General features: G+C 30.6%; 20 protein-coding genes. 14 read left to right on the top strand and 6 right to left on the bottom strand.

From position 1 onward, the window contains the following. On the bottom strand, positions 1-227 hold a 227-nt coding region (locus E4J94_RS15410; protein WP_135835768.1), incomplete at its 3' end, for a hypothetical protein. A 368-nt stretch (positions 228-595) separates the two neighbouring features. Between E4J94_RS15410 and E4J94_RS15405 the strand changes: the two genes are divergently transcribed. After that, entirely contained in the window at positions 596-1,549 is a 954-nt protein-coding gene (locus E4J94_RS15405) for an isopenicillin N synthase family dioxygenase (RefSeq protein ID WP_125349043.1), read from the top strand. A gap of 62 nt (positions 1,550-1,611) precedes the next feature. Here E4J94_RS15405 and E4J94_RS15400 read toward each other — a convergent pair whose 3' ends face one another. The 3 genes from E4J94_RS15400 to E4J94_RS15390 form a co-directional block, all read right to left on the bottom strand. After that, positions 1,612-2,169, bottom strand: coding sequence for a hypothetical protein (locus E4J94_RS15400; protein ID WP_135836678.1), 558 nt, complete (start codon positions 2,167-2,169; stop codon positions 1,612-1,614). Between the two features lie 8 nt (positions 2,170-2,177). Then, a complete protein-coding gene (locus tag E4J94_RS15395; RefSeq protein WP_135836677.1) occupies positions 2,178-2,750 on the bottom strand; it encodes a hypothetical protein in 573 nt (190 codons plus the stop codon). Positions 2,751-3,205: 455 nt separating this feature from the next. Then, the gene (locus E4J94_RS15390; protein ID WP_135836676.1) at positions 3,206-4,510 is read right to left on the bottom strand and encodes a M28 family metallopeptidase; all 1,305 of its coding nucleotides are present in this window, start codon (positions 4,508-4,510) and stop codon (positions 3,206-3,208) included. 192 nt (positions 4,511-4,702) lie between these two features. Here E4J94_RS15390 and E4J94_RS15385 point away from each other — a divergent pair, with 192 nt between their 5' ends. From E4J94_RS15385 to E4J94_RS15340, 11 genes are all read left to right on the top strand, one after another. Beyond that, a complete protein-coding gene (locus E4J94_RS15385; RefSeq protein ID WP_135836675.1) occupies positions 4,703-5,881 on the top strand; it encodes a thiolase family protein in 1,179 nt (392 codons plus the stop codon). Between the two features lie 159 nt (positions 5,882-6,040). Next, entirely contained in the window at positions 6,041-6,994 is a 954-nt protein-coding gene (locus E4J94_RS15380) for an acetyl-CoA carboxylase carboxyltransferase subunit alpha (RefSeq protein WP_135836674.1), read from the top strand. Between the two features lie 98 nt (positions 6,995-7,092). Further along, entirely contained in the window at positions 7,093-8,649 is a 1,557-nt protein-coding gene (gene dnaB, locus E4J94_RS15375) for a replicative DNA helicase (RefSeq protein WP_135836673.1), read from the top strand. A 179-nt stretch (positions 8,650-8,828) separates the two neighbouring features. Next, a complete protein-coding gene (locus E4J94_RS15370) occupies positions 8,829-10,337 on the top strand; it encodes a type VI secretion system Vgr family protein (RefSeq protein WP_246034354.1) in 1,509 nt (502 codons plus the stop codon). 26 nt (positions 10,338-10,363) lie between these two features. Beyond that, positions 10,364-10,954: a hypothetical protein gene (locus E4J94_RS17855; RefSeq protein ID WP_246034353.1), complete on the top strand. Its 591-nt coding sequence runs from the start codon at positions 10,364-10,366 to the stop codon at positions 10,952-10,954. A 166-nt stretch (positions 10,955-11,120) separates the two neighbouring features. Next, positions 11,121-12,077: a hypothetical protein gene (locus tag E4J94_RS15365; RefSeq protein ID WP_135836672.1), complete on the top strand. Its 957-nt coding sequence runs from the start codon at positions 11,121-11,123 to the stop codon at positions 12,075-12,077. Positions 12,078-12,225: 148 nt separating this feature from the next. Further along, complete coding sequence (locus tag E4J94_RS15360) at positions 12,226-12,771, top strand: hypothetical protein (protein ID WP_135836671.1); 546 nt, start codon at positions 12,226-12,228, stop codon at positions 12,769-12,771. 100 nt (positions 12,772-12,871) lie between these two features. Then, on the top strand, positions 12,872-13,417 hold the full coding sequence (locus tag E4J94_RS15355) for a hypothetical protein (RefSeq protein ID WP_135836670.1): 546 nt from the start codon (positions 12,872-12,874) through the stop codon (positions 13,415-13,417). A 16-nt stretch (positions 13,418-13,433) separates the two neighbouring features. Beyond that, positions 13,434-13,787, top strand: coding sequence for a DUF4280 domain-containing protein (locus tag E4J94_RS15350; protein ID WP_135836669.1), 354 nt, complete (start codon positions 13,434-13,436; stop codon positions 13,785-13,787). 108 nt (positions 13,788-13,895) lie between these two features. Beyond that, complete coding sequence (locus tag E4J94_RS15345) at positions 13,896-14,636, top strand: hypothetical protein (protein ID WP_135836668.1); 741 nt, start codon at positions 13,896-13,898, stop codon at positions 14,634-14,636. A gap of 404 nt (positions 14,637-15,040) precedes the next feature. Beyond that, complete coding sequence (locus E4J94_RS15340; RefSeq protein WP_135836667.1) at positions 15,041-16,414, top strand: NAD-dependent succinate-semialdehyde dehydrogenase; 1,374 nt, start codon at positions 15,041-15,043, stop codon at positions 16,412-16,414. 56 nt (positions 16,415-16,470) lie between these two features. Here E4J94_RS15340 and E4J94_RS15335 read toward each other — a convergent pair whose 3' ends face one another. Further along, positions 16,471-16,869, bottom strand: a complete 399-nt coding sequence (locus E4J94_RS15335; protein WP_019975256.1) for a group III truncated hemoglobin — start codon at positions 16,867-16,869, stop codon at positions 16,471-16,473. A gap of 54 nt (positions 16,870-16,923) precedes the next feature. Then, positions 16,924-17,397 (bottom strand): hypothetical protein, encoded by a 474-nt coding sequence (locus tag E4J94_RS15330; RefSeq protein WP_135836666.1) that lies wholly within the window; start codon positions 17,395-17,397, stop codon positions 16,924-16,926. 43 nt (positions 17,398-17,440) lie between these two features. On the opposite strand from E4J94_RS15330, the gene rbfA reads away from it, so the two are divergent. After that, complete coding sequence (gene rbfA / locus E4J94_RS15325) at positions 17,441-17,800, top strand: 30S ribosome-binding factor RbfA (protein WP_135836665.1); 360 nt, start codon at positions 17,441-17,443, stop codon at positions 17,798-17,800. Then, positions 17,800-18,984, top strand: a complete 1,185-nt coding sequence (locus E4J94_RS15320; protein WP_135836664.1) for an ABC transporter permease — start codon at positions 17,800-17,802, stop codon at positions 18,982-18,984. The genes rbfA and E4J94_RS15320 overlap by 1 nt, the downstream gene beginning before the upstream one ends. Positions 18,985-19,039: the final 55 nt, after the last annotated feature.

Raw genomic sequence — 19,039 nt, 5'->3', positions numbered from 1 at the left:
CGTTCGTTTGATCTTTCCTTATTCCTCGATAAAGTACTATTAAAATCAATCGGAACAAAAAGATGATTAATTCCTTCAAGATGATCAAAAATAATTCGTTCAGAAACTTTGCATCTCTCGTTATGAAAATATTTTAAATCAACAGGATGAATCTGTAAGCGTTTTGTAACAGATAATAACGTATCGTTCTTTTGGATTTTATGTACATAAAATTCAGTAGTTGACATAGTGGTAGGTTAGTAAGTTGTAATAAATATACTACATATTTTATATCTACCTGATTATAAGTGTTTAAATTATATTTTTAAAGTATCATTTAAAACTTTAGATGAATAAAATTTCAAGTTTAATATTATTAATTAAATCTATTTAAATAAAAAAAACAATAGCTTTTAACTATAAAATGTAATTTTAGAAACAAACTTTGAATTACAATCCAATAACCTAAAAATAAGTATGTTAAAAATATATTACCAATCAAATAACACTGTTTAAATTCTTAACAACACTTTATTAAAAAAGTTATCAACAAAATTATTCACAAAAGAAATCTTTCTATACCTTTGTAGAAGAAATTTTATAAAACAAAATATAAATGTCACAAAACGGAATTCCATCGGTTAATTTAGCAGACTTTTTATCTGATGATCCTGCAAGAAAACAAAAATTTGTCAACGAAATTGGTAAAGCATACGAAGAAATAGGATTCGTTGCTTTGAAAGGACATTTTTTATCTGACGAATTAGTTGAAAATTTATATAAAAGCGTTCGCGAATTTTATGCTTTACCTACAGAAACAAAACAAAGTTATGTAGTAGAAGGAATTGGTGGTCAACGCGGTTATACAGCTTTCGGTAACGAACATGCAAAAGGTAGAACCGTTGGTGATTTAAAAGAATTTTGGCATTTTGGGCAGTATTTATCAGAAGAAGATAAAGCGAAATACAACTATCCAGAAAATGTTGATGTAAACGAAGTTCCAGGTTTTAACACATATGGTGAAGAAACATACAAACAATTAGAAAAAACTGGAGTTTACGTTTTACGTGCTTTGGCTTTATTCTTAGGTTTAGACGAGTTTTACTTTGATGATAAAGTGAAAAACGGAAACTCTATTTTGAGAGCAATTCACTATCCTCCTATCACAGAAGAGCCTAAAGATGCGGTTCGTGCAGGTGCTCACGGTGATATTAACTTGATTACATTGTTAATGGGAGCGCAAGGTCGTGGATTACAAGTACAACGTCATGATGGAACTTGGGTTGATGCAATTGCTGCTGACGACGAATTGGTGATTAATGTTGGTGATATGTTATCTCGTCACACAAACAACAGATTAAAATCGACAATTCACCAAGTGGTTAATCCAGAAAAAGAATTATGGGGAACATCTCGTTTTTCTATTCCATTCTTTATGCACCCAGTTTCTGAAATGGACTTATCTGTTTTAGAAGATTGTGTAACAGAAGAAAATCCAAAACAATTTGAAGATATTACAGCTGGAGATTTCTTAACTCAGCGTTTAAGAGAAATTGGTTTAATTAAATAAGCCATATTTAATCTATTATTTCATGAAAAAAGAGAGTTGACGAAAATCAACTCTCTTTTCTTTTACATGCCTTTTACGTACATATTGTAATTAAAAATATCTAAACACAACAAGGTGTATTTATAATCGTTTTTATTAATATTAACTTCCAAAATTGGATCTGAATTATAAAATCTGATTTTTAGGTTATCATTTTTATCTAGTAAAAGATAAATAGATGAAATTGTTGGACGAATTTCATTCATCCATTTCTTCAATGAATCAGCTGAATCTTTAATTACTTCAAATTTCTGAAAATATTCTTGAAAAAAACTTTCCAAATGTTGCACCTGTGTCAAACGATCTAATTCTCGATACAGATCAATGAAAGCACATAGTTTTTCTCGCTTAGGACAAACACATGGATAAGGATGCTCACCATTATAAAACCATTTTTGCCACTTTTTACAGTTTGTTTCGTTTATTGCTTTCTTAAACTCTTCCTCATATTTCAACAACCACCAATTCATACGACAAATCCGCAAATTACCTTTTGATAACTGCAAAAGTTCATCTATATAAGCATTAACATTAAGCATAGAATTGATTAATTTGAGTCCAGCTAATTTACAATTTTTCAAATTGAAAACTAAGGTTTTAAGAATAATTTTTCAAATTTTAATATTTGAAAACGCTCATCAAATAAAAGTTTATAAAAGTATACTTGTTCTTCCATTTTTTTATTCTTTATCTGAACATTACGGACAGGAAGTAATATACTAAATTGAAAAGTTTTATTTTTTTCAAAATGCCCAACAGCTGAGTAATAAATTAAATTATACCAAGAATCTAATGGAGCATAAATTCCATAAAAATCTGGAAAAATTGCATCTTTTTCATTTTTATAAACATTTGTAATCGAATAGTTATCTATTTCAAATTTAGTTACACACTTATAAGCAGATAATTTGTTACAAAAAGATAAGTCTTGCTCATATTTCACTGAATCTAATTTTATTCCAAATTCATCCATTCTATAATCTTCAAACTTGTTTATAGTTGGATCAATCACTATTTTTTGATTTGGAAAATTTAAATTTTGTTTATTAATATCTTGCATAATTGTGTCATAGATTTTCGCACGAATTATATTTGGATTAACAACTTGCGCATCAATATGTAACATAAAAATCAAAGATGAAATCAAGAAAAAAAGTTTCATTGTAATATTTTTGGTTCAAAATTTGTTTTAGTCTTCAAATAAACAATTCAAATTTAGTTTAAAGATTTTTAAATATTATTTTTTCTTCACTATTAAGTAAATAAATTGTTAAAATTTGTTAAATTACGGTTTCACACAATTTGCTATATTAATATATTGATTTATTATAAAATCTTGTTTAATAAGTAAATAATCATTTTTACTTAACTCTAATAAATATTATCTATTACATGTATAAATAAAATCTTTTATTATTTTTCTAAATAAGACATAAAATCTAGACATTTGCAGTGTCAAATAATTTATTCATAGATAGTAAGACAAAGAGTAATAACGAGTATAACGAAATGAATTTAATGAAGTTTGAAATTACTCGCACTCTTTTTACTTTTTAGAGTTTTTTATAGTAGTTTAGGTTGGTTAGTAATCCGTTCACTTTTGAACGGATTATTTTTTTATATATTGTTTATAAAATCTCTCAACAACTTATATACTTTTTCAGAATAACTCAAATTCAAATTTCCTACTGTATCATTAGGATCATGATAAAAACCTTTTCCTCCTAATGTGTAAATAAAAAACGACGGAACTCCTTTTAGATAAAACGGACAATGATCAGAATTACACGATTCTCCTCGAATTTTAACTTCTTTTAGATATTTATTAGTTTGATTTAACTGAATTAATTTATCAAACTGATTTTTAAAAACTTTACCATTCACTACTTGAATTCCTTGATCGCCCGCTCCCATAATATCTAAATTGATTAAAAATTTGATTTGTTTTAAATCAAATAAAGGATTGTTTACATAATAATCTGCGCCTAGAATCCCTGCTTCTTCACCTGCAAAAGCTATAAAAACTGTTCTATAATTAGGTTGATGTTTAGAATAATACTTCATCAAAGCCATCATCATTGCTGTTCCGCTTGCATTATCACTCGCTCCAGGAAAAATAGTTTGTCCAACTTTCCCTAAATGATCATAATGTGCAGAAATCACAATTACGCTATCATTATTCTTTCCGTCAATGTAACCAATTACATTATCTGCTTCAAATGAATTATTTAATTCTGAATCAATGGAATAATCGTTTATTTTTAAATTTTTAGAATAAAATTTATCTGAAATAATAAATTCTGAAATCGAAGATTGTCGCTGACTAAGACTCGATGTTAATTTATCTGATGTAAATCGAAAAATCGCACGATTTTCATTTTCATTTTTCTCATAAATATTCGCCCATTGTTTGTAATATTTCTGAATAGAATCGACAGAAGTCACTAAAGGCGGTAAAATAATATGTTTTCCTTTTTGCAACTCATCATCTTTTACAATAAAATCTCTCGTTTTATCTTTCAACTGAAAAGATTCGATGTATGCTTTTGTATCAAAAAAATAAAAAGGTAAATTGGTTTTCGAAATTGATTTAGAACTTGGTTTTACAATAAAATCAATTCCATATTTCAATTCTTTTTTGTTAATCTTCAGTTTTGCATCTTTAATAATATTAATCGGAAAATTGAAAGCTTGATTATAGTTATTAGAAAAAGATTTCAATCCATTTTTTTGAAATTCGGTATGTAAATAAATTCCAGCATTTGTCATTCCATTTTCAACATAACCTCGCCCAGCAAACGAATTTGACGTAAGTGAATCCAAAACAGTTTTAAAATATTTTTGATCAAAGGCTTGCGCATTTCCGCTTTCAATTAAAAAAAAAGAAATCAAACCGAATAATATCATTTTTATCTTCAGCATTTTAATTATTTTATCACTCTAAAAATATTCTATTCAACAACGATTATCATTTTAACAAAAAAAGTTAATTATCTGTATTAAGTCAATAACAAATTTAAAAAATCTTTAAAAATTAAATCAAATTAATACTACTATAAATTTTATATCTTGCATTATTAAGTTATCGTAATAAAAACAACAAATCACAATTAAATGAAAGAAGTCGTAATAGTTTCAGCTGTTCGTACAGCAATGGGATCTTTTTTGGGAAGTTTATCTAACGTTCCAGCTACAGATTTAGGCGCAACAGCTATTAAAGGAGCTTTAGATAAAATCAACTTAGATGGATCTTTGGTTGATGAAGTATATATGGGAAATGTATTGCAAGCTGGTGAAGGACAAGCACCTGCTAAGCAAGCAATGATAAAAGCAGGTTTACCAAATACAATTCCTGCAACAACAGTAAATAAAGTTTGTGCTTCTGGTATGAAAGCTGTGATGTTTGCTACACAAGCGATTCGTTTGGGTGACGCAGATATTGTAGTTGCTGGAGGTATGGAAAACATGTCGATGGTTCCTTTTTATTCGCCAAATGCAAGAACTGGAAATAAATATGGAAATACTGTTTTGTTAGATGGAATTGTGAACGATGGTTTACAAGATTATTACAGCAAAGAAATGATGGGGCTTTTCGGAGATACTTGTGCAACTGAGTTCAATATTTCTCGTGAAGAGCAAGATGAATTTGCAATTAATTCTTACAAAAAATCTGCAGCAGCTTGGGCTGCTGGAAAATTTGACAACGAAGTTGTTCCTGTAGAAATTCCTCAACGCAAAGGAGAACCAGTTATTTTTAAAGAAGACGAAGAATATAAAAATGTAAACTTTGATAAAGTTCCAGGTTTACGTGCAGTTTTCTCTAAAGACGGAACTGTAACTGCTGCAAATGCTTCAACAATCAACGATGGAGCTTCTGCTTTAGTATTAATGTCTTTGGACAAAGCAAACGAATTAGGATTAAAACCTCTTGCAAAAGTTATCGCTTATGCTGATGCTTCTCAAGAACCTTCAAAATTTACAACTGCGCCAGCTAAAGCGGTTGAAAAATTATTAAAAAAAGCAAATATGACAGCTGCTGATGTTGATTTCTGGGAATTCAACGAAGCTTTTTCAGTTGTTGGAATTGCCAATACAAAACTTCTTAACTTAGATGCTTCTAAAGTTAATGTAAATGGAGGTGCGGTTTCTATTGGTCATCCACTTGGAAATTCTGGATCAAGAATTTTGGTTACATTATTAAATGTTTTAGAGCAAAATGGAGGGAAAATTGGAGGTGCAGCTATTTGTAATGGTGGCGGTGGAGCATCTGCAATGATTATAGAAAAAATCTAACATTCAATAGATTTAAGTAAAAAGCGTCTACAGAAATAGTAGACGCTTTTATCTTTTTGAAATTGATTGAATTTAAAAAAATATCAAAAACATTCTACATTTATTATAATTGGCTAAAAAACCTTTTCTATATTTGTTGGATTGAACAAACACTTTTGTATGGAATATTTAGAATTTGAACAACCTATCAAAGATTTAGAAGAACAGTTAAAAAGCTGTCAAATCGTCGGAGAAGGAAGCGGTGTTAACATCAAACAAGCTTGTGTTGAAATTGAAATTGCAATTGAGAATAAAAAGAAGGAAATCTATGGTAATTTAACACCATGGCAGCGCGTACAGTTATCTCGTCACCCTTCTCGCCCTTATACTTTAGATTACGCTTACGCAATTACTGATAACACTTTTATCGAAATTCATGGAGATAGAACTTTTGCTGATGATAAAGCAATGGTTGGTGGTATGGGAAAAATCAATGGTCAAACTTTTATGATTATTGGTCAACAAAAAGGTAAAAACACTAAAGAAAGACAATATCGTCGTTTTGGAATGTCAAACCCTGATGGCTACCGTAAAGCATTACGTTTAATGAAATTAGCAGAGAAATTTAATATTCCTGTTATTACATTAGTCGACACTCCTGGTGCATATCCTGGTTTAGAAGCTGAAGAAAGAGGTCAAGGTGAAGCTATCGCGAAAAACATTTATGAAATGTTAAAACTTACCGTTCCTATCATTACAATTGTAATTGGTGAAGGAGCTTCTGGAGGAGCTTTAGGAATTGGTGTTGGTAACAAAGTTTTCATGTTAGAAAATACTTGGTACTCTGTAATTTCACCAGAAAACTGTTCTACAATTCTATGGAGAAGTTGGGATTACAAAGAGCAAGCAGCTTCACAGATGAAATTAACTGGTCCTGACATGTTAGAATTAGGATTAATTGAAGATATTATTCAAGAACCTCTTGGTGGAGCACACTACAAACCTGAAGTGGCATATACAAACTTGAAAAATAAAGTTTGGGAAACATATAATGAGTTGAAAAAATTGTCTCAAGAAGAATTGCAAAAACAACGTCAAGAACGTTATATTAAATTCGGAGAATTTTCAGGATAAAATAACTTTTTAATATTAGATTATTATAAAGTATAATCATTAAAAACGAGATATAAAATTAGTTATATCTCGTTTTTTTCTTTAATTTTGAACCTCTTATGGAACAAGCAAATTATAATCCCGAATATACAGCTAACCAGCGCAATACCATTGGTTTAGAGAAAGGCAAACTTCCTCCTCAAGCCGTTGATTTAGAGCAAGCTGTACTTGGTGCGATGATGATTGATAAGAAAGGTTTAGATGAAGTAATTGATATCTTAACTCCTCAAGTTTTCTATCGTCCAGAACATCAAGCGATTTATGCTGTCATTCAAAAATTATTTAACGATTCAGAACCTATTGATTTATTAACGGTTTCGAATGAATTGAAAAGTGAAGGCAAATTAGATCGTGTTGGAGGTGATTATTATTTAATTCAATTAACGCAAAAAGTTTCTTCTTCTGCACACGTGGAGTATTATGCACGTGTCATTCAAGAAAAATATATTCTTCGTCGTTTAATTGAAATTTCGAATCAAGTAATCGAAAAATCGTACGATGACACTGCTGACGTGTTTGATTTATTAGATTATTCTGAAAGTAAATTGTTCGAGATCACAGAAGGTGGTATTAAACGTAGTTATTCAGAAGCACGAGATTTAGTAACTGAAGCAATTGATAAAATTAAAGCCCAATCTACCAAAGAAGGAATGTCTGGGTTATCTTCTGGATTTACAGAAATTGATAAAATCACTTCTGGTTGGCAAGAATCTGATTTAATTATCTTAGCTGCACGTCCTGGTATGGGTAAAACCGCTTTTATCCTTTCGATGGCGAAAAATATGACGGTTGATAAAAATATTCCGGTTGCGGTTTTCTCATTAGAGATGTCTTCTGTTCAGTTAATTACGCGTATGATTTCAGGTGAAACTGGAATTTCAGGTGAAAAATTACGTAAAGCAAAATTAGCCGATCACGAATGGAAACAATTATACACAAAAGTAAAAGGTCTTGAAAATGCACCGCTTTACATTGACGATACACCTGCCCTTTCTATTTTCGATTTAAGAGCAAAAGCGCGTCGTTTGGTTTCCCAACATGGAGTAAAAATGATTTTGATTGACTACTTACAGTTAATGACTGCTGGTGGAAAAGCAAATGGAAACCGTGAGCAGGAAATCTCAATGATTTCGCGCTCCCTTAAAGCAATTGCAAAAGAGTTAAGTATTCCTGTTATTGCCCTATCTCAGTTATCTCGTTCGGTAGAAACTCGTGGAGGAAGTAAACGTCCTTTACTATCAGATTTACGTGAATCTGGAGCCATTGAGCAAGATGCTGATATCGTTTCATTTATCTATCGTCCCGAATATTATAAATTGGAATATTGGGATGATGAAAGTGAACCTTGTGCTGGACAAGCCGAATTTATTATTGCAAAACACCGTAATGGTGCGTTAGAAAATGTACGTTTACGATTCATTAATGAGCAAGCAAAATTTACCGATTTAGAAACTTCATTTGGTGGAGATTTCGAAATTCAAAGTTCGATGAATGATGGTTCTCAAGAAATGGGAAGCGCTATGAATTTATCTGCTATTGATCCTTCCGATGCTTTTGGAGATTTCGGTGGAGAATTTACAAGTTCGATGAACGACGACGATAATTTGCCGTTTTAGAGAATAAATTTATATAACTTTAATAAATCAAATGTCAAACAGAAATTAGTTCTGTTTGACATTTTTTTATTCTACACTATTTTGAAGCTAATTTAAATAGCTACATATATCTTTTACTCTTTTTTATTATTGTTTTCATAATCAATTCATTATATTTGAATTACCTAAAAACTATTCTTATGAAAACTACTACCGACTCGGAAAAAATTTTGAGGAGTCAAATTAGCGGTATTCAACGTATCGTTAACCTTAGAATTATAATTGATGGAAAACGCATTTCACACTTCAAAAATTTTAAACTTAATCAAAGTGTTAGAACCCATCATCAATTTGAATTAATATTAGATCACGATATTTTTCAAGAACGACAAAATCATGAATTAGAAGAAGTTCAAAAATTCTTAGGAAAAAGAATTACAATTATATTCAAGTACAAAGATTTGATTGATGATAGCCCCGAAAGGTCATTTATTGGTGTTATCACAAAGGTCGCTTTTAGCCAAGCTCAAAATAGCTTAGGAGATATTGTTATAAAAGGTCAAAGTCCTACTATACTTTTAGATGGAGCACCACATTTCCAAAGCTTTGGGGGCGATTCAACCGTTAATTCTGCTATAATTGCGAATGATATTTTTAAACAAGCCTTGGGTACAAACAAATACACCTACAAAGTAAATCCAAAAATTAAAAATCATATCATTTATAGTGCTCAATACAATGAAACACATTATAATTATATTTTACGATTAGCAGAAGCTTATGGTGAACAATTTTTTTATGATGGTGAAATTCTTCATTTTGGTGAAATTCCTAAAAATGCTCATCCTCTTCAATTAGTATACGGGGCTAATGTATGTGATATTGTAGTTGAACTAAAAGCATTGCACACCAACCCACAATTCTTTTCTTATAATAGTAAGAACAATGAAAAAATAACTACCTCAACTCAGCATATTCGTCATCTTGGAGATTTAGCTAGAAAAGCTTACTCCTTAAATGATAATATTTTCTCAACTCAATCTTTGCAACCTTCCCCAATAATCGTTAATATGTTCAAGGATTTAGATGACAGTCAAAAAGGTACTTTAGGAAGTATTGCTGTAGAAGTCTTAACTGTATCAGGTACTACAACTATTCCTTTTTTGCATCCTGGCTGTATTGCTCATATAGAAATGAGAAAAATAGATTCTAACAAAACATCCTACTTTACACGATTAATGATTACCGAAATAACTCACGAAGTAGATGCAAGAGGTTATTATAAAGGAACTTTTGAAGCAATCGCAGAAGGAACGGGTTATCTACCTAAACCCGAGTTTACAATACCGAAAGCAGAACCTCAGCTAGCTACAGTTGTTTCCAACAATGATCCTCTAAAACAAGGTCGTGTACAAGTAAAATTTAATTGGCAACTTCATGATACAACAAATTTCATTCGAGTTATGTCTCCAGATGCAGGAGGTACAGGCAATGTTACTAAAAACAGAGGTTATGTTGCTATACCAGAAGTAGGCGATCAAGTAATGGTAGGATTCGAATTTCAAAACCCTTCAATGTCTTTTGTTATGGGCGGAATGTTTCATGGAATAAACGGAATTGGTGGAGGATTAGACAACCATATAAAATCTATTCAAACAAAAGTGGAAACAAAGTTATTTTTAATGATAAAGAAGGAAGCATTTTCATAGAAGATCCTAGTGGAAACACCTATAAAATGGATGGAAAAGGAAATATTGAAGTAAGCGCTCCTAATAAAATAATAATGAGTGCTACAGATATTCAGATGAATGCTTATAACAATTTAGAAGTAAATGCTTCTAATAATGTTATCATCAATGCAATGTCAAAATTCTTTGTTTTTACGCCATACATGAAACAAGTTGTAAGCGGATTAATGAGCTTTTTTAGTGGAAAAGCATTATTAAGTAGTAGCAATTCTATTGATATAGAGGCAAAAGAAGCAAAATTACATGGAACGAACAAAACAACAATACATTCAGACAAACAAGCCATTATCAACAGTAAAGGAACAGCAGAAATTTATGGAGAAAGTGGAAACCAATTAAGCAACAAAGCACAAGATACTTCCTCTACTCCTACCGAAACTATTGCAATCGCAATGGCTTATTTTCGACCAAAAGATACATGGAATGGAGAATTTGGTTTCGATTGGTTAAGAGAAAAAGACAATGGTTTAGCCCTTTCTACAGATCCTGCTTATAAAGATAGAGGGTGGATACAAAGATGGCATTACCGATTTAACATCAACAGAAGCATACGAACGACTAAAAACTCAATACACTAAAATTCCTATAACAAGAAAACCTCTCGAAGAAGGAGCACCTGCTCCTGCCGAGGCTCCTTCTACAGAATATTTTGTTCCTTATCTTACATTATTCTCTAAGGAATTTGTAGACACCTTACCAGAAACGGTTGCCAATAAACCAAAATACGAAGCAGAACTAAAAGTATTGGTCGAAATAGAAGACGATATAGATAAATTAGAATTCGATTTAAACTCTATAAACACCAATTCCAACAATCCTCTTATTACAATAGACAAGGTAACTTTAGAACACAAAAACAGAACAAACGGATTGGTAAATGCTACAGATGCTACAATAAAAATTACATGTCACAAAGATTTAGATAGCGATAAAGCAATTAATATATATGCCTATCCAAAAGACAGCACTACCAAAACTCTTGCAGAGCAATTAGTAGAAAGAAAATTGGCAGGGAAAATAACTATTCTAAAAAATGATGCGAACACACGAAAAAACCAAAAATTTGTATTGATACCTGTGCTTACAGATATCAATAATACAGGTATAATTACAGGTATATTTGAACCTTCTGAATTAAAAAAATTACAAGAAGTGCTTTATCACAGTATTGTAACAAGCGAGTTAGAAATAGGTCCTGCGTTAAATTTAAGTAATGATGACAAATTCAAACTAACCATAGACGACGAAGGCAACAAAACCTATGGCGAATTTATTTACCAAAACACCACTGATAATATAGAAGAAACAGATGGCAATATACATCAAGACCATTCTAATATCTTCGACTACGTCAAACAATTATACCTTGAACAAAACCCAGAGTATACTACCGATTATTATACCATGTTTTCTTTTGACGAAAATACTTACGACAGTTTCTACGATCCTGTAGCTGGTATTGCTGGCGCAGTACCAGGACAAGTACAAGATATTGCTATCAAAAATGTTTTCTTATTCAATGGTCCACAAGGAAGTACACGAACAGATAAAACTATTGCTCACGAAGGTCTACATGGATTGGGATTATTCCATACCCACAGAAATCATACTCCTATAAAAAATCAGAACATCAAATACATTTTTCCTAATGGAAATGTGAATATCACAAACTCAACTGATAACATTATGAGCTATGGATAAGAAAACAAGAAAAGCACATGGAAATGGCAATGGGATATTGTAAGAAATAACGTCTAAAAATCTAGAAATGAAAAACATCTTATTATTTGCACTCTTACTGTGCATATACGGTTGCAAAGCACAAAAAAACAACGAAAATACAAACGAAATGAAAACATTCAACATAAAAAAATTCGAAGAAAATAAAGGAAATCGACTTATGTCAAATCAATATTGGTACACTTTAGAAAATTATGATGTTAGAGAATTTTCTTTTGATGATACAAATACAAACACAAAAATTTATCAAAGAGTAATTACGAAAGAATTTAATCCTTTTAAATCCTATTATTACTATTATGATAATGGTATTATAAGTAAAAAAGTTTTAAATTTTAATAATTCTACATTAACAATAAAAGAATACAACAGAAATGGAGAATTAGTAAAAGAAACAGATTTTGACAAAAACTTCAAACACAGTTTCGAGCAAATTCATGATTTTGTACTAAAAGAGAAAAACATAGACATCTACGACACCCGACAAGCTGTTGCCCTACGACATGACACGCCACATTCTCCGCTAAAAAAATATTACCAAATACATGTCTTAAAAAGCAGTTTTGTAGATGGACAATGGTATTCACAACCCAATTATAGTTTTTTAATTGCCGATGAAACAGGACAGATTGTGAAATCAAGCGAAAAAAAATAAACCAAAACCAACCACTATGACAAAGGTAATCTCCATACTCATTTCGCTCGTACTTATGTTGAGTTGCAAAGCACAAAAAAACAACGAAAACACAAACGAAATGAAAACATTCAACATAAAAAAATTCGAAGAAAATAAAGGAAAACAAGGATACACAAATGAATACCATTATAAATTAAACGATAATTCTAATATAAGAGAATTTTCTTTTGACGATACAAGTTCAAAAAATTATCAAAGAGAAGTTTCAAAAGAATTTAGTCCTTTCAAGTTTACTTATACATATTATGAAAACGGATCTATATATACTTATGCTGGTTTTTTTAACAAATCACACATTGGTATTTACAAAATATTTGATCAAAATGGACAAGTAATTAAAGAGATTGATGATGACAAAAACTTCAAACACAGTTTCGAGCAAATTCATGATTTTGTACTAAAAGAGAAAAACATAGACATCTACGACACCCGACAAGCTGTTGCCCTACGACATGATACACCATTTGCACCTATCAAAAAATATTACCAAATACATGTCTTAAAAAGCAATTTTGTAGATGGACAATGGTATTCACAACCCAATTATAGTTTTTTAATTGACGATGAAACAGGACAAATCGTGAAATCAAGCAAAAAAAAATAAACCAAAACCAACCGCTATGCCTCAAAAAATAACAAACACAGCTCAGCTATCCTGCAACCAAGGAACAACACCAAGTAAACTTACTGTTACAAGTCAAGACTTTTCTATAGCAGATAACAAACTTATTGCAACAGAGCAAGACAAACAACCCTATACTAATATAAAACCATTTGGACAATGCAGATTAAAACCCACTTCTAGTGGATATTTACCCTGTTCTCCCTCAACTCTTAAATGGGAAAAGACAACAGAAAAAGACACCATCAACACCTATAAAATACTTACAGAAGAATCCTTTTGTATATGCAATACAGGCGGCAAAATAGCTGTAGATAACAAAGGACACAGTGAAAAACATGAGACAAAATAAGATTTCCTAGCTTGTATGAATTGCTATAAAAATTAGAGATAAAAACATTTCTACAACTAATCTAAACATTCACTAACTTTAATACAAATATTTAAATAACAATCAATTATGAACACTACTACAAAATCTACAAGCGAAACAGGACATGCAAAAAATATTGCACATTTCCTACAACTTATTTCTTTTTGCGAAGGTTATGAAGAAAACTATAATCCTATCAAAGAAACACTAAAAATTATTCCGTTAAAAGAACTTCATAACGAAGCTCAAGAAAGATTAAACATAACCAAAACTCAAAAAGTAACATTTGACAACGCTACAAATAACAGACGTGTGCCATTTGCAGATCTCAAACAACTATCTACCAAAATTATCAATGCTCTTTCTGTTTCTGGTGCAGATACTTTATCAATCAACAATGCCAAAAGTATCAATAAAAAAATTCAAGGTAAATCAAATAAATCAACCAATTCTACTCCAGATACAGAAGCAACAAACACTATTTCGACTTCTCAACAATCCTACGACAAACAAATAGATAACTTTAGCAATCTAATAGAAATTTTACAACAACAAACGAGTTATACTCCCAACGAAGCTCAACTAAAAATAGATGCTTTACAAACAAAACTACAAGATTTACAAAACAAAAATACCAATGTTACTACAAGCTATATACCATATAGCAATGCAATGTTGGCAAGAAATGAAACACTTTACAATCCATTAACAGGTTTGGTACAAACAGCAAAAGAAGTAAAACAATACGTAAAAAGTGTTTATGGACCTAATAGTAAACAATACAAACAAATTAGCGCCTTGGAATTCAAAAAAATAAAAAAATATTAATTACATCTTTTCCTATAGCCATAACTTCTGATGGATAACTAGATGTTGCATTTATATTTGTTATTATTGAAAGTATGATTATAGTATAGTCAAAGAAGAAAATACTTATTGCTAACAAGAATATTAATGGTGACAAAAAGATTATTCTTACTACTAATAAAATAGTATAAATTGAGAAAAGAATTATGATTACTGCCTGTAAAATACACCTAACAGATAAAAGAAAGTTATCGGTTGAATTTAGATTTGTCCTATCCACTAATTTTACTTCAAGCCAAATTATTCTAATATCAATAATCAACTACATTTAGTTTTATTCAACAAACTATCAGTTTTATTTATCTTAAAAGTTTTGTTAGGAACGAGAATTGCTACAACTTTGTATACATTAAATAAAGAGTGAAATGGCAAGTTCAATCAGAACATTAAATCCTGCTACAGGTAAAATCGAAAAAGAATTTCAAGCCTACACAAGCGAAGAAATCAATCAATATATAGACGACGCAAACGAATTATATCAAACATGGCGATTCGAATCTTTCGAAGAAAGAAAAGCTGTTATGAAACGTGTTGCAAACGAAATGCGTAAACAAAAAGCTCGTTTAGCCGCTTTAATTACTGCAGAAATGGGAAAACCATTGTATGAGAGCGAAATCGAAATTGATTATAGTGCAAATATCATTGAATATTATGCTGATAATGCAGAAGAATTCTTGGCAAATGTTCCTTTACAAACAGAAAAAGGCGACGCTTATGTGGTTTCAGAACCGATTGGTGTACTGTTAGGTGTCATGCCTTGGAACTTTCCTTTTTCTCAAATTGCACGTTTTGCTGGTCCTCATATTATGGCTGGTAATACTGTCGTTTTGAAAACGGCTTCTAATATTCCACAATGTGGAATCGCTTTCGAAGAAATGTTTACAGCTTCTGGTGCTCCAAAAGGTTTGTACAAAAACTTGTTAATGTCAGGAAAAGATACAGATGCAATTATCAGTAACCCAAAAATTGTTGGCGTTTCTTTAACTGGTTCCGAAGCTGCTGGATCTCAAGTTGCTAGTTTAGCCGGTCAATTAATAAAACCCTCTGTTTTAGAATTAGGAGGATCTGACCCAATGATTGTTTTGAATGATGCTGATATCGAAAAAGTGATGAGCGGAACAATTAACGGTCGTTTACGTAATGCTGGACAAGCTTGTACTTCTTCGAAACGTATTATTGTACAAGAAGGTATTTACGACGAATATTTGAACAGAATTACTGACTATGTAAATGGAATGAAAGTTGGTGACCCTACACAAGCAGATACCAATATGGGACCAGTAAGTTCGGAAAGTGCGTTAGAAAAATTATTGGATCAAATTAATGATTCAGCGAATAAAGGAGCAACAATTGTTTCAGGAGGAAAACGTATTAATCGTGATGGTTTCTTTTTGCAACCAACAATTTTAACAGATTTGAAACCTGGAATGAAAGCCTATGACGAAGAAGTTTTTGGTCCTGTGGTTTGTATTTGGAAAGTGAAAGATATAGAAGAAGCAATCAAAATTGCGAATGATACACCTTACGGACTAGGTGCTTCTATTTATACAGAAGATGTTCCAAATGCGGAGAAAATTGCTCGTAGAATAGAATCTGGAATGGTTTACGTGAACAAACAAGTTTCTTCAAGCCCAGATTTACCTTTCGGAGGTGTAAAACATTCGGGTTACGGACGCGAACTTTCTAAAGCTGGAATTATGGAGTTTATCAATAAAAAATTAATCATGATTGCGAAATAATTTTTCAATCATCATTTATTCAATAAAAAAATGCAACTAATAATAGTTGCATTTTTTTATTGAATAAATCCTTGTTTTTGTTCCATTTGGTCAATTTTGAAAAGAATTAAATCACGCATAATTTTTGCTCGATTTTTTGCTTCATTTGCTATTTCTCCTTCAAATTTTTCGTCAATTATTCCGTACCACAATTCAATCCAACGTTCGAAATGGTGTGGTTTTAATTTTTCTTTCTGACTCAAAACCAAATGTGTTCGCATTGGCCAACCTTCAAAAGTTGCTTTTCCTAACAAAACAGTTTCCCAAAACTGAATCATATGCGGTAAATGTTCGTCCCAATTTACCTTTGCAACTTCCGAAAAAAAGTAACCAATGACATCATCTTTTTGCACTTTATCGTAAAACGTATTTACCAATAAAGCAACATCTTCTGAAGTTTCGATATCTTTTTTCATTAAAACAAATTTACAAAGAAGAATGATTGATTTCGAATGATTTTGATTAGGAGTTTATTCATTCTCTATTTTATAAATTAATTCTTTCATTTCACATCTCTTTTTTTCAATTAATTTCAATCCGATTTCTGCAATCTTCAAAGCTTTATCTTTTTTATCTTGAACTGCCCAAATAAAATAAGAAGCTTCTATATAGTATTCAATAAATTTAAATTTCAAAAGACTATCATACAATCTTTCTATATCATCCAATTCAAACTGATTTATAAATTTTTCATTATTAAGAAATTGTAACAATTCAATAAATGGATTTATTAAAACTAAATTATAATTAGATTCTTCAATAAAACGAATAAAATCATTAATCATTTCATCAGACTTTTCAATATTTAGATTTCTTAATTCTTTCAGATTTTTTTCATTCGTTGTAATAAAATGATTTATTAAATCTGAAATTTTTGACGATTTAGCTACCACAAACTTATTATTTAGGTTATACTGAATATCAAAAATAACATTTTTAATCACGAAAAAATGCAGTAATTTTACGGTCTCATAAAAATGAATAGAATTGGATAGCAATAGACAACAAAAAGTAAGTAAATTATTTCAAGAAGAATTAGCAGAAGCTTTTAGAAAATGGGCTGTAAAGGAATTCCCTGGAAATTTGATTAGTGTTACAGAAGTAAAAGTAACACCAGATTTGAGCGTTTCTAAAATCTATGTAAGTATTTTTCCAAGTACTCAAAAAGACGAAATTTTCAAAGAAATAAAAGTTAATACGCCATTATTTAGAGGAATTTTATCAAAAAGTGCTTCTAAACAAATGCGTATTACACCAGAATTAATTTTCATTCTAGACAATTCGTTAGACGAAATGGACAAAATCGACAAAGCATTAAGAGGAGAAGGAAATAATCCAATCTTATAATGAGAAACATTTCACTTTACATTGCGAAACGCTATATTTTTTCGAAAACGAATACAAACGCTGTAAATATTATTACATCGATTGCTGTTGGCGCTATTTTAGTTGCTACAGCAGCTTTGTTTATTATTTTATCGGTTTTTTCGGGCTTAGAAAAAATGAATTTAAAGTATTATAGCAATGTAAATCCTGAAATTAAAATCTCTCCTTCGAAAGGAAAAGTATTAGATAGTTTAACTTTTGTTGTAGATCAATTAAAACAACAAAAAGATATCAAAGCTTTTTCTAAAATCATCGAAGAAAAAGTCTACATTGATTACAAAGGAAAGCAAGATATTGCTTATTTGAAAGGTGTTGACGAAAATTTCACCAAAGTTACACGTTTAGATACAGTGATTTATGGTGGACAATATTTAGATTTTACTCGAAATGATAATTTTATTGTTTCGAATGGAATTGCAGAACGTTTACAACTTTATATTGATCCGATAACTCCAGCAGATTTGATGATGCCAAAAGCTGGAACAGGTTTAATTAAACAAGAGAGCGATGCTTTTACGCGCAAAGATGCATATAGCGTTGGTGTTTTTATGTTGAATGAGCAATATGACAAACATGTTTTTACCACTTTAGATTTAGCTCAAGAGTTATTATTATTAAACGAAAATCAATGTTATTCGATTGAAGTAAAAACAACGGGTAAGAAATCGTTTAACGAAGTGAAGAATCAACTTCAAAAAGCTTTAGGTTCTAATTATAAAATAGAAACTAGACAAGATCTAGATTCAGCTTTCTTGAAAGTAATGAATATGGAAAACTTAATCAGTTATCTTATTTTTACATTAGTTATTATCATTGCATGTTTTAATCTAGCTGGAACAATTATTATCTTGATTTTGGATAAGAAGAAAGAAATCCAAACAATGTACAGTTTTGGGTTATCTCGAAAAAATATTCGTAATATCTTTTTCCAAACAGGTTTTATCATCACTTTCATTGCTATGTTTACTGGATTATTAATTGCATCAGTTATTGGATTATTACAAATAGATTTTGGCTTGGTAATGGCTTCTCCAACTGTTCCTTTTCCATTTCTATTTTCTATAGAAAACTTTATTGCAGTAATTGTAACTGTTTTAGGTCTGGGAAGTTTAGTTTCGTGGATTGTTTCGAGGCAGGTTAAGTAAAAATATAAAAAATCAATAAAAAAGCTTGAAGAAATCTTCAAGCTTTTTTATTGAT

It is taken from the genome of Empedobacter tilapiae (genome assembly GCF_004785645.1).
Taxonomy (GTDB): domain Bacteria; phylum Bacteroidota; class Bacteroidia; order Flavobacteriales; family Weeksellaceae; genus Empedobacter; species Empedobacter tilapiae.
The sequence above is the reverse complement of the archived record's forward strand: the minus strand, read 5'-3'. Positions and strand labels throughout refer to the sequence as shown.